General features: G+C 56.6%; 13 protein-coding genes. All 13 read right to left on the minus strand.

Features of this window, described 5'->3' with window-relative positions:
* Positions 1–653 (minus strand): BtpA/SgcQ family protein (locus AB5758_RS01720; RefSeq protein ID WP_368155333.1); only part of this gene is annotated, 653 nt, incomplete at its 3' end.
* A 51-nt stretch (positions 654–704) separates the two neighbouring features.
* Positions 705–1,133 (minus strand): secondary thiamine-phosphate synthase enzyme YjbQ, encoded by a 429-nt coding sequence (locus AB5758_RS01725; protein ID WP_117735290.1) that lies wholly within the window; start codon positions 1,131–1,133, stop codon positions 705–707.
* A 2-nt stretch (positions 1,134–1,135) separates the two neighbouring features.
* Positions 1,136–1,996 carry an amidohydrolase family protein gene (locus AB5758_RS01730; protein WP_229055555.1) on the minus strand — a complete coding sequence of 287 codons (861 nt, stop codon included), beginning with the start codon at positions 1,994–1,996 and terminating at the stop codon, positions 1,136–1,138.
* 27 nt (positions 1,997–2,023) lie between these two features.
* Complete coding sequence (frlD, locus tag AB5758_RS01735) at positions 2,024–2,824, minus strand: fructoselysine 6-kinase (RefSeq protein WP_195239143.1); 801 nt, start codon at positions 2,822–2,824, stop codon at positions 2,024–2,026.
* A 121-nt stretch (positions 2,825–2,945) separates the two neighbouring features.
* Complete coding sequence (locus AB5758_RS01740) at positions 2,946–3,809, minus strand: PfkB family carbohydrate kinase (RefSeq protein ID WP_368141778.1); 864 nt, start codon at positions 3,807–3,809, stop codon at positions 2,946–2,948.
* A gap of 13 nt (positions 3,810–3,822) precedes the next feature.
* Complete coding sequence (locus AB5758_RS01745) at positions 3,823–4,791, minus strand: SIS domain-containing protein (RefSeq protein WP_022094440.1); 969 nt, start codon at positions 4,789–4,791, stop codon at positions 3,823–3,825.
* A gap of 62 nt (positions 4,792–4,853) precedes the next feature.
* On the minus strand, positions 4,854–5,705 hold the full coding sequence (locus AB5758_RS01750; RefSeq protein ID WP_161194583.1) for a sugar phosphate isomerase/epimerase family protein: 852 nt from the start codon (positions 5,703–5,705) through the stop codon (positions 4,854–4,856).
* Between the two features lies 1 nt (position 5,706).
* On the minus strand, positions 5,707–7,290 hold the full coding sequence (locus AB5758_RS01755; RefSeq protein ID WP_271739980.1) for an amidohydrolase: 1,584 nt from the start codon (positions 7,288–7,290) through the stop codon (positions 5,707–5,709).
* A 9-nt stretch (positions 7,291–7,299) separates the two neighbouring features.
* Positions 7,300–8,763, minus strand: a complete 1,464-nt coding sequence (locus tag AB5758_RS01760; protein WP_349077086.1) for a YfcC family protein — start codon at positions 8,761–8,763, stop codon at positions 7,300–7,302.
* Between the two features lie 218 nt (positions 8,764–8,981).
* Positions 8,982–9,725 (minus strand): GntR family transcriptional regulator, encoded by a 744-nt coding sequence (locus tag AB5758_RS01765; protein ID WP_368141779.1) that lies wholly within the window; start codon positions 9,723–9,725, stop codon positions 8,982–8,984.
* Between the two features lie 150 nt (positions 9,726–9,875).
* Positions 9,876–10,535 carry an HAD family hydrolase gene (locus tag AB5758_RS01770; RefSeq protein WP_368141780.1) on the minus strand — a complete coding sequence of 220 codons (660 nt, stop codon included), beginning with the start codon at positions 10,533–10,535 and terminating at the stop codon, positions 9,876–9,878.
* A 64-nt stretch (positions 10,536–10,599) separates the two neighbouring features.
* Positions 10,600–11,442: a Cof-type HAD-IIB family hydrolase gene (locus AB5758_RS01775; RefSeq protein WP_040358373.1), complete on the minus strand. Its 843-nt coding sequence runs from the start codon at positions 11,440–11,442 to the stop codon at positions 10,600–10,602.
* Positions 11,443–11,591: 149 nt separating this feature from the next.
* Positions 11,592–12,266: a deoxyribose-phosphate aldolase gene (gene deoC / locus AB5758_RS01780; RefSeq protein ID WP_368152590.1), complete on the minus strand. Its 675-nt coding sequence runs from the start codon at positions 12,264–12,266 to the stop codon at positions 11,592–11,594.
* Positions 12,267–12,731 lie beyond the last annotated feature (465 nt).

The following is a 12,731-nucleotide window of genomic DNA, read 5'->3' on the forward strand; positions in this document are numbered from 1 at the left end:
GTATTTTCGCGACAACCGGTGCCACATACCACGGGTACTTCGCCAACACGCTCGCGGACTTCATCGGCAAGCTCGCCCGAAGCGCCACGACCGGCAGCCGAACCGCCGATGACCATCGCATCCGGAAGGCAATTAAAGAGAAGTGAATCGGCAATGTCCGCAGTCGTGCGGTCGTTGAGATAAACCTCCCCCTCGCTCGTGATGAAGTGAAAAAGCTTGAGATCGTCCAGGCGCAGCGCCGCCTTGCGACGCATGGTGTGAGCGAAATCTCGGTTAATCAGCCCAAGATCACCGGCCCAGGCACCGCAAAAATTGCAGCGCGTGAACTGCGCGTCGACGGCAGCGCACAGCTCGATTGTGGCATCACCATCGTAAATAGCCTCAGCTCCCCAAGGAGTCGACAGATCATGGGACAGAGCCCCGATTACATAGCCCATCGATGCAAGAGTTGAGGGAGAAACGTGCTGCTCATAGGGCATCGAGAGCTCATTGGTAATCAAAATGCCATCGACACCGCCCTGCTGCAACGCCTCGAGATCGCGCTTGGCGGCTTCCACGACCTGCGACACGCTTCCGCCCGGGTAATACAGTGGATCGCCCGGCAGAGGACGCAGGTGCAGCATTCCGATAACCGGCTTTTCGGTCTTGAACATCGAGGTTAGAAACGACATAACATGCTCCTTCATAGGGTTATTGCAGGAACGTTATTCCCCCAGCACCTCGACGTACACTTTTCGCTTCTGAGGACCGTCAAACTCCGCAAGATAGATGTTCTGGGCACCTCCGCACACGATGTGGCCATCTTGGACGGGAAAGAAGCAACTGTTTCCACAAATCATGCTCTTGATATGCCCACAGGAGTTGTTGCCGGTGGCTCCATAGCTCGGCAGGAAGTGTGCATGCGCATAGGGGGCGTCGAGTGGGGCGATGCGATCAAGCGTCTCCATAAGATCCGTCTCCACGCAGGGCAGCCCCTCGTTTACCACGATTCCACAGGTCGTATGCGACAAAATAATCGCTGCCAAGCCATTGGTCACCGAGCTGCGTTCGATGGCAGCGTGCACGTCTTCGGTAATATCGATGAACTGGTCCGGAGCAGTCGATAGATAGCTCAATGTCTCGAGCGTCACCATGTTTACTCATCCCCTTCAAGAAAACGCAGGGCATTACCCCAGTAGAGCCTTTCTCGCGCATCGTCGCGCATGGGCACGGTATCGAGCGCCCGCTTGAGTTTGAATGCACGGAAGCGCGGCGTATTGCTGGCGAACATCACTTGATGCGATAGCGCGCGCTCATACCACAGCGGCCCCATATCGACCGTGAAAAGACGCTGCATCATCTCCTCGGGCGAATCGATGTAAGTGATAGAGGTGTCCGTGTAGCAGTTGGGATACTTGAGCAGCATCGCCACGGTCTCGCGCACCCAGGGCCAGCCAAAGTGGGTCAAACTAAAGCGCACATTTGGATGCGTTGCGATTGTGTGCTCAAATGCAAGCGGGTTACTGCGCGAGAGCTCTGCGCCAGGCTCCCAAGACATACCGGCATGGAAAACCACCGGCTTGTTATAGCGCTCGCACAGCTCGTAAAGCGGCTCGGCCACAGCATCATCGGGGGCAAAACCCTGCTTTGCCGGATGCAGACAAAGCCCCTTTGCCCCCAACTCGGTAAAGGCGCGCTCCAATTCGTCTGCGGCACCGCTCACCTGCGGATCTACGCTCGCAAATCCCCACAGACGATCGGGGTGCGCGGCAACCAGCATGGCAATCTGGTCATTGGTGCCAAAATGCCCTCCGCATGCCGTGGTTACATCGAGCGGCATGAGCACACTCTTCTGCACGTCGCAGACGTCCATCTCGACTTGAAGCTCATCCCAATCCATGGGGCCCATATGCCCCATACCATATTCTCGTGACCAAAAACCGAATCCATCAGGCTCATCACCCGGCGTACAGATCTCGCCGTAGAGCATAGGATGGACCAACATGTCGATAACCATTTCGTACTCCTTTCCAGGCATTTAACCCTAGTACGGCTCAAACGAACCAATCACTCGGGACGACAGCTCAGCGCCCGCCTTCATACACGCCGGAATATCAAGGCCATCGATCACGCCCTTGGTAAACCCGGCAATATACGAGTCGCCGGCACCCACGGTATTAACGACCTTCTCCGCCGGTACGATCCCGCACTCATAGAAGCGCTCACCGTCATAGGCAATGCTTCCCTTCTCGCCAAGCGTGGCAACCGCAACGCGCGGTCCCAATTCCTGCACGTGGCGTACCCAGTCTCGCAGCTCCGGAGTGTCCTCTTCAAACGACATGAACGCATAGTCTACGTAAGGAAAATGAGCCTCGCATGCATATTCGGGATCCTGGCTGAACACCGAGAAGTCCATAACCACCGTCTTGCCCGCATCATGCCATTCGGGCAGGAGGTCCAAACAATTGCCAAACAGGTCGGTGTGAATGATGTCGTGCTCTAGGATAAACGCCCGGTCGTCTTCATTCGGACGATATGTCTCCATTACGCCATCGATTGCCTCGAGATGCACGCGATCGACGCCGTCTTTCAATGCCATGAGCATCACCGAGGTGTCGCCATCCTCCACCCGCAGATGAGAGATATCAAACCCCTCAGCGGCCAGCGCCTCTCTCATCTTGTCTCCGTACTCGTCCTTGCCGACAACCGACACGGCGGATACCGAAACGCCCATTCGTGCAAGATGGATACCCCAGTCAATGCCGTTACCAGTCGGATAGAACACGCCGATGTTTTGATAGACGTCCGCGCAGCAAAAACCAGCCGCACACGCTTTAATACCCATGGTCTTCTCCAATGCTCAAAAGGGGACCCACCACATGGCGAGCCCCCTTTTCGCGTTTCGCTTATTGTTTTGCATCGGCTGTCCAAGGCCTCATAGCCAGACCGCCGTACGCTTTCTTAAGCTATTCGACGATTGGCGCCCCGTGGCCCCAAGAACCTTCCATACCGCACACGGTCGAGGCAAACCCGGCAGCAAAGTCGAGCGCGCGCTCGATGGCCTCGGCGCCATCCTCACCACGCTTGGCGGAATCGAGATAGCACATCAAAAACGAGGTGAGGAACGAGTCGCCCGCCCCCATGGTGTCCTTCATGTCCGTTACCGATTTAGCCAGCTGGCGGTAATAACGCTCGCCGTCGTAAGCAATGCAGCCCTCGGCGCCCGCCGTAGCCGACACAAAACGCGGACCCAGGCCCTTCACCCATGCCAGACGCTCGCGAATCTCGTCCTCACTCGCGGCATCCGCCGCACTAAAGAAAGCAAAATCGACGTAGGGCGCAATCTGCTCGTAGTACTCGTCGGTGGAGTCGTCCGAAAAGTCAAAAGAGACCGTGACGCCCGCAGCCTTCAGCTTGGGCAGCTCGCGCTCGGTAAAGCAATAGTTGCCCGAATGAACCACATCGAACTGCTTCATGTACGAAAGGTCAAAGCGATCGAGGACATAGCGCGCATCGCCACGGATACCGCCCTCGTTGGAGCCGAGGAAGACACGGTCACCGTCAACGACGGTCACGCGAGCCGCTCCGTTCTCGCCAATCATCTGCTCGCACTTGTCAAGCTCGATACCCTCATCCTCGAGGCTTGCAATGACATGCTCGGCAGCGGCGTCATTGCCAAAAATGCCCATGTATGCAGAGCGTGCGGCACCGCATTTCTTGGCATAAACGGCGAAGTTCACCGCATTGCCGCCAGGATACATGGTGTGGATATGCTCGTAGCGATCGACGACGTTGTCGCCAAATCCGAGCGCGTTAACGTTAAATGCCATGGTATTTACCCTTCTAGTACTCGACGACGCCCATGTAGCGACGGAAATCGGGATCATGGTCAAACACCTTGCCGCGTGCGGCACGCAGCTCGCAGTTCATGGCGTAGAACAGCACCGGGTCCAGATAGGCACGGACGCTCGCCGGCACGGCTTCCATACCGTACTCCTTGGCATCGAGCACCATCAGCGTATCGGTATGCGTCTTAAGGAACGCCAGGGCGCGCTCGTCCATAGCGCGGCACTCGCTGGAGCCCATCTGCAGGAAGTAAAAAACGCCATCCTGAGTAGCCTCGAAGGGGCCATGGAAGTACTCGGCAGAGTGAATGTAGCTGCAGTGCTGCCACTGCATCTCCATAAGAGAGCAGATAGCGAAACCGTAGGTCTGGCTAAAGTTGGGACCGCTGCCCAGAATATAGAAGAACTCGTGCTCCTGGCAAAGCTTGGCAAAGCGATCGCCCAGCTCGGCATTTACCTTCTCGCGTGCCGGGGGAAGAATCTTATCCATCTCGGCGATACCGGCATACATATCGGCAAGATCGGCGTAGCCCTCCTGCTGATCGAGCAGCTCTGCCGCAAGCGACAGCGAAATGCCAGCGGGGACCTCGGCCTGCGGCACGCCCTCGCCCCATGGGTAGACCCACGTGGTCCACTTGCCGGAGTCAATCTTGGATCCAGCGTTGTCGGTCTGGGCGATCACCGTAGCGCCAGCAGCAAGGGCAATCTCGCAGCCCTCGACGACCTCGGGGGTATTGCCGCTGTGGCTACAAGCGATGACCAGGGACTTCTCGCCCAGACGACGCGGACGCATGATATCGAACTCGCGAGCCGTATAGATATACGAAGTGAAGGTGGTTGCCTCGCGCTGCAGAAGCTCATGAGCCGGGATCAAATCGATCATGGAGCCACCGCAAGCAATCCAGTAGACGCTGTCGAACTTGCCCTTCTCGGCAATTGCCTCTTTGATCAGATCGTGTGCGTTCATATCCAGTTCCTTTCTTGTTTGGCCCGCAATCAATGACGTTGGTTGTGTGGCCGATGGTTGTTTTAGTCAATCAGATATTTCTCGAATGCGGCCATGTTCTTGGCATCTGCCGCCGCCGGGTCATCGTAGTAACGACCGTCCGTGATTTCCTGGCCCAGCATGCCGTCGAAACCATGGGCGTTGAGCGTGGCGACGAAGGCGTCCATATCGTGCTTGCCATCGCCCCACACCAGATGGCCATACGGGTCACCGTCGATAAAGTGCATCTCGTGAATTGCCCCATCACCAAAGGCGGCAAACCAGTCCTCGAGCGTCTCGCCTGCAACGCCCATCGCGGTTGTATCAACCATGGGCTGTAAGTACGGGCTCGCGACCTCGTCAATCATGCGCTTCGCATCGGAAACCGTCGTCACAAGGTTGCTCTCCTCGGGACGCAGGCTTTCCATCGTAAGCACCAGACCGTGCTCGCCGGCATACTCCGCCAGAATGGACATGTGCTCGCGGCTGCGCTTCCAGGCTTCCTCGCGGTCCTCGTCCCAGTCGCCCCAGCCCGAGTTGACGGACATACGGTCGCACCCAAGTACCTCGGCAAGCTCAATGCCGTGCTTAAAGTACGCCAGGCTGCGCTGTTCATGCAGCGGTTTGCGTGCGCAGTATTGCCAAGGATAGACAACATTCTCGGGACACAGAGTACGATACCTAAGCCCACGGTCTGCAGCTTTTTTCGCCAGGACCTCAGCCTCAAAGTAGCCCGTATGGTCGAGTGTCACATGCGGCTCCGCACACCACAGCTCAATGGACTCAAAGCCCAAACGCTGCTGCACATCAAGGAAGTAATCGAGCGACCACATGATGTAGTGGATATTCATGCCCGCAATCTGTTCGCGGCGCAGCGTCGGCTTGGATTCAGACATCTTATGCCTCCTTATTTCGATCGAACACGATTTGTCCGTCCGACATCGTCATATCAACCGAAAGATCGCGTGCGTCGCGATAATCGAGGTCGAACACATCCCGATCGAGCACGCAGATATCAGCAAGCTTGCCGACCTCGAGCGTACCCAGCTCGTCTTCGCGCATCAGATCGTACGCGCCCCCGGCAGTCCAAGCACGCAAGAGCTCGACAAGCGTCAGCGCGTTGGCCTCATTCACGGGCAGTCCATCGTCGAAGTATCCGCCGCACGCACTGTAGATTGACTCGCCCAGGCTCGGAATCAGCAGCGGCAAATCCGTACCACAGCACACCGTGCATCCGGAATCTTCCATGCCGCGGCGATTCCAGCTGTGCAAAAGTCGCGTCTTGCCAATTTGTCGACGCATCATCGACAGGCAATCCTCGCGCCGGTCCAGCGTCAGAATCTGCGGATAGACCTCGCAAATTCCACCTAACTTGCCAAACTTGACAAGATCGGTCGGATCAGAGTTCTCGAGATCGGTAATCGCATGGCGGCGAAGCAACCGTCCATGCTCGTCTCGAGGCAGCGAGGCATAGAGCGCCACGGTGCGACGAACGGCGCCATCGCCCTGGCAATGCAAGGAATATCGGAAGCCGTCAGCATCAATTGCGCGCAGCTCGTTCTCAATCAGATCCCACTCGGGCTCCTCGACAACCGTCTTGCCGGCAGCGCCCGCATCGGCCGTGTCCTCATAGGGGTCAATCATCTCGGCAAGCCCCGCCCATACGCCGCGATCGGTCATACGGTTGAAGCCAGAAAAACGAACGAACGGTCCCCGGAAGCGCTCTCGTGCCTCGCGGGCATATGCCAGATTTGCACCGGCACCCACCGGCTGCGACATCATAGAGACGCGAACCGTCAGCTCACCAGATTCCTCACGGCGAGCCATTTCGTCGGCAAAACCGTAGTAGTCATCAAACGCCATCTCCTTGATGGCGGTAACGCCGCGCTCGTTAAGCATGCTCATGTAGTCCGAATACCCCGCACGTACCTCGGGCAGCGCGAGGAAATCGCTCATCATGCGCCAGATCTTCTCGGCATAGCACGCCTGGGGTGTAAAGCCGTATCGTGCACTGGCGGCAGCATTGAGAACGCAGGTCTCCGCACCCGGTGTAAAGCAGACGACAGGGATATCGCCAAAACAATCGTCAAACACAGCTGCCGTATTTGCGTTCTCGGCATCCGATGCCAACGTTTCGGGTAGGCTGTGGCCAAAAGCCGCCGCGCAATCCGGATGATCTTCTTTCCATGCACGCAAGAGCGACACGGCCTCTTTGGCATCAGCGATGCCGGACAGATCAGACCCCAACGTCCGCAGCGCCCAGCCTGTATAGAAGGTATGCACATCGATCAGGCCAGGCATGACGGTACGGTCGCCCAGATCAACTACCTCGTCCGCTTGGGTCAAATACGAAGCTACCTCACACTTGGTGCCAACCGCCTCAATTCGATTGCCACGGACCGCTACGAAACCTTCGAACGGCAGGTCCCCCGTACCGGTAAAGACGCTCTTAGACGTCAGGACCGTTAAACGATCAGACATCACAACCACCTACACCGGAAGCATGCCAGAGATTGCCGTTACGATCAGGCCAAAGACGACCATGAAAATGAAGAACTTCCAAATGGTCTTCCACCATTGGCCAAACGAAATCTTAGCCACGGCAAGGCCGGCGACCGTCATGCCCGCCACGGGACTGATGGTGTTGATGGTCTGATTAGCAAACTGGAGCGCGGTAACGGCAGCTTCGGGATTGAGGCCCATAAGCTCGGTCAGCGGACCCATGACGGGCATGGTGAGCGCCGCAAGTCCAGAACTCGAGGGAACCAGCAAAGAGAGCAGGCCAAGGACGATATACATAAACGTGGTGTAGACGGCAGCGGGTGCACCGGCGAGCGCAGTAGCGAGCGCCTGGAGGATGGTGTCGATGATCATGCCGCCCTCGGCGATGACCAGAATACCGCGAGCGATACCGATAACGATAGCAGCGTACGCAAAATCGGCGAGACCCTTAACGAACTCCTCAGCGATCGTCTGCTGGTCAAGACCGCCCAGGATACCGGCAAGCAAGCCCATGCCAAGGAACACGGCGGAAATCTCATTCATGTACCAGCCCTGGGTAACAAGACCCCAGACGATAATGCCCATACCGCAGGCAAAATCGATAAGTACGAGCTTCTGACGGGTAGTGAACTCTTCCTCGATGGAGGCATCAGTCACGGAAAACTCAACACGCTTGAGCTTGTCGTCCTCGTACGTAATGGACGACTCGGGGTTTTTCTTGACGCGCATAGCGTAGCGCATGGCCCATGCGATACCGACGGCAGTAAAGATGACCCAAGAAACGGCGCGCAGCCACAGCTGAGGATTGCCCTCGATGCCAATGATGCCCTGGGCGATCAAAACATTAAACGGGTCGATGGTCGAAGCACAATATCCCAGGTTAGGACCAAGGAAGCAGATGATGAATGCCGTCATCGAGTCATAACCGATACCCATCATGATGGGAATGAAGATGGCATAGAACGGCAGGGCTTCCTCAGACATGCCAAACGTAGTGCCGCAAATGGACAGCAACGTCATCGTAATGGGAATGATGAGGATGTCCTTGTTCTTGAGCTTTTTAATCACACGGCTCATGCCGGCATTCAAAGCGTTGGTCTTGGTGATGATTGCGAACGATCCGCCAATCAATAAGACGAACGCAACGACGTCGGCAGCCTCCTGGATGCCCTTAGTGGGCGCTTGCAGGACCGCGAAGATATCCTGACCCAGATTGATGGTCTCGCCGGTCTCGGAATCGGTGTAGTTCTTATCGACCTGTTCATAGGTTCCAGCAACGGCGACTTCGCGCTCGCCCGCCGCTGTCGAAATCGTCTTGCGCTGATACTGACCCGAGGGAACGATCCAAGTCAGGACCGCAAAGACAACGATCAGCAAGAACATGATCGTATAGACATGCGGTAATTTGAACTTAAAACGTCTGTTTGTCTTCTTCGCCTTCGTATCTGACATAGATACCTCCAAAGAACTCGAGACTGCATCGCATCTCGCTTCAACGCTTGCATAAGGCAAACGTTCTATGACGTTCTATAGATTACCAGCAGCTTTTCCCGTCATCAAGATAATTTCAAACTGATTGCCGCAACGCGGTTGAACGGTCGCGTTCGCGCCGTGAACGGTATGGAAGCGCCCGGTGAGATGATCCACCGGGCGTTTCCATTCGCAATGTCCTAGATGTCAAAAACGTAGCGAGACCCAACGATCCGCTGACGACCGATGATAAACGGCCGCCGTTGCTCATCGAAAAAGAAGGCTTCCATATAAAACAAGGGTTCGCCAACGGGAACCGCCAGCAACCGAGCGACCTCGGGCGATGCGCACGCGATCTCGAGCGTGCACGGGTCGGTAAACGCGGGCATGCGGCCAGTCTGGTTGCGCACGAACTCAAAAATGGATTGGTTAGATAGAGGCGCCGTTGATAGATAGGCGTTGTCCTCGTAAACGTATATGTTGTTCTCAAGCATGACGGGGACGCCATCGGCAGTACGCACGCGCTCAACGCAAATCAAGTCAGTTCCAACGGGAACACCAAAGAAATGTGCTTCGGTGGAATCCGCCGGCAGTATCTTTCTCGAAATGACACACGCCCCCGGTTCCATTCCGTTAACGCGGCATGCGTCCGAAAAACTCTGAACGTCATCCTTCTGGCGAATCTTGCGCTTGAGCTTGGGGGCATTGACAAACGTGCCTTTCCCCTGTCGCTTCGTTAGATAGCCCTGCTGGACGAGCTCCTCAATAGCACGTCGCACGGTAACGCGGCCAACTTTATAGCTCTCAGCCAATTCGAATTCGTTGGGTATCCGCGCGCCTGCCTTGTAGGCGCCGGAGTTGATTTCGTTTTTAATGATATCAATGACCTGTTGGTACAGCGGTATCGCTGCTTTACCGTCAGTTGGCCCTTCAGTCGGTGGCATATACCCTCTCCCAGCACAATTAATTCTAAAACGGGCTTAAGAGCATTCAACAAGCCCTTAAGCCCGCATTAGCTTAAAGTATGCTAGGTGTCGCACCAAAATGTTGGCTATTTACTCATCAGACCCGAAAAACGCGCAACTACCGCGCTCCTAAGAAAGCGTGAGCAGCTCCGGCAGCTGGTCGATGATCTTGTCCGCGGCATCCTGGCTAAAGCCAAAGCGCTCCTCGCGCTTGGCAATGACCGTCAGGCCGGCTCGCTTGCCGGCAGTGATGCCAGGCACCGAATCCTCAACGCAGCAGCAGCGATTCGCGGGCAGCCCCAGCAGGTCCAGCGCATGCAGGTAGATGTCGGGCTCGGGCTTGCTCTCCTTAAACTGCTCGCCGCTCACCACATACTCAAAGGCATCCGACAGCCCGCACGCATTGAGCACTTCCTCGATGCTATCCATGGGAGACGAGCTGGCAAGCGCCACGCGAACGCCACGGCGCGGCAGCTCTCGAATCGTATCCACGGCGCCTGGGTTAATCAAAGCCTGATAGTCGCGCGGACGCTTATGCGCCCACTCATCCCAACGGGCCAACGCTTCATCGCCAGTAAAATGCCCCCTACCGGCGCGCTCAAACCAATCGACCAGCATATGCAGGAAGAACTGGTGCGAAGTACCGACCTGCCCGTTCAATTCCTCTTGAGTCAGGTTCAACCCAAGCTCCTTGGCAAAAGCCGCGGTCTCGCCCAGGTAGTAATACTCGGTATCGACAATCACGCCGTCCATGTCAAAGATAACGGCATCGAACGGAAATGCGGACACGGCACCCTCCCCAACAAAAGGACGCCCGCGAGCAGGCGCCCGAACCATGCATTAATCGGCGATTCTAACCCAGCAGCTTATCCAGCGCCACCGCAATACCATCTTCATTGTTATTGGCGGTCACCATCTGGGCCACAGCCTTGACCTCATCGACGGCGTTGCCCATGGCAACACCGGTGCCGGCCCACTCAATCATGGACTTGTCGTTCTGGCCGTCGCCAAACGATACGACCTCGCTGGCATCGATGCCGAGCTTGGGCAGGGCACCCTCGAGCGCGCGGGCCTTGTCGATACCGGGCGCCGTGTACTCAAAGTACCAGTCGGCCGTAAACATGCCCGAAAGCGTCTGCTTAAAGGGCGCATACATCTCCTCGTAATGCGCCTGCAGGTAGGCCGGATCGCCCGCCGTCAGCAGCTTGTCCACGGGATAAGTGTCCACGACCTCGTGCAGGCTCTCCACCTCGCGGATCTTAAGATCGCACGCATCGCGCTCATACTTGACGATATTCTTCTGCGAGCCGTCAGGCAGCGTAATCATGCAATGGTACGAATCCTCGACGTGCAGATCGCGACCGAGCGAGATCATGGGGATCACATCATAGTTTTGCAGGTGATCAATCAGACGGTGCAGCTCGTCAGCCGGCATGGCCTGGTCAAAAAGGACCTCATCGGTCTGAGCGTCGACCACATGCGCGCCATTAAAGGCAACCAGCAGACCGTCATGGTTTTGAAGGTCGAGCTCCTGCGCCAGAGCATGTAGTCCCCATGCGGGACGGCCCGAAGCCAAAATGAGCTTAATGCCCGACTCCTGCGCCGCGAGCAGCTTTTCGCGCGTGCGCGGGCTAATCACTTTCTGGTCGTTGGTGAGCGTACCGTCAATATCCATCGCGATGGCTTTGATTGCCATATATGCCTCCCTGTCATTGAATAACCTTGTCTGAGTCATCATACAGAACAGCCACCGCGACTCCGTTTGCAACGGGAAAAATGTCATATTGTCCCGAACATGAACGGCGTGTGGTCGTGAAGCTTTATCGCTCAGGTCAAATACGTCTGCTAGCGACGCTCATCCGTCGGTGCGCCCTCGACGATCGCGATGCCCGCCGATGCACCTAACGCGCTGGCGCCGGCCTCGATGAATGCGCAAGCCTCTTCGTAATTATGGATACCGCCCGCCGCCTTGATTGCCACGGCATCGCCGAGCACCTCGTGCATCAGCCGCACGTCCTCGAGCTTAGCACCGCCAAAGCTTCTGCCGGTCGACGTCTTAAGGAATCCCGGCTTGGCCTCCAGCGCGATCTCGCATACACGGCGCTTGGCGGCGTCGTCGCCGTCCAGCTTGCACATCTCGACGATTACCTTGTCAGTGATGCCATGCGCGCGACAAAAATCAGCAATGGTAGTCATCTCGCGCTCGATGGCATCAAAATCGCGGTTCTCGATCGACCCCTGATTCAAAACGTAGTCAATCTCGGTAAAGCCACACGCAGCGTATTCCTCAAACTTCGCAAGCTTTTCCTCAAGCGTCATAGCGCCCTGGGGAAAGTCGATAGCGCCGGCAAGGATGATGTCAGAGCCCTCGAGCATGGCGCGGCCCGTCTCGTACTCCTGCAGGTTCGCAAATACGCAGCGAAAGTTGTACTTTAACGCCTTCTCGACATACTGCTCAAACGTGTCCTCGGGGGCATCGATATAGTCGATGTATTTATTGATGGGTTTGGCAAGCGTCATGCTGGGCCTCCTTGTTCAGGGCCGACAACCGATTCGTGGTTTCACGCGAAAAACCACGTTCAATGTACGCCCGGCATGCAAGGACAGCGTCCGCATTCCGACAAGTGGTATGAAATTAGCCGTAAACGTATAATTTACGGCAGCGAATGGCACCACACGCGGATGCCGACAGCAAGACATCCCCCCCCTCAATACACCCTCATGCCCATTTAAATAGCAAGGGGCCCGTATCTGTTGGGATACGGGCCCCTTTCGGCCATGACCTATCTCAGCAACAAAGACTACTTGCGGTGAGCGCGGTAGAACTCGGTCGCACCATCTTATCCGAGCCGGGACACGTTTGCATAGCGTGGCGCGTGACGGTTGCAAAACCACCCCATTTGAAACAGGTTGATTTCCGATCTCAGCCGAACACTTTGAGCGGATAGGCCGTTCCCGCAGCTAGCCGAACGCCCCCGAGGCCCC

The sequence above is a fragment of the Collinsella aerofaciens genome (assembly GCF_040926405.1).
Classification (GTDB): Bacteria; Actinomycetota; Coriobacteriia; order Coriobacteriales; family Coriobacteriaceae; genus Collinsella.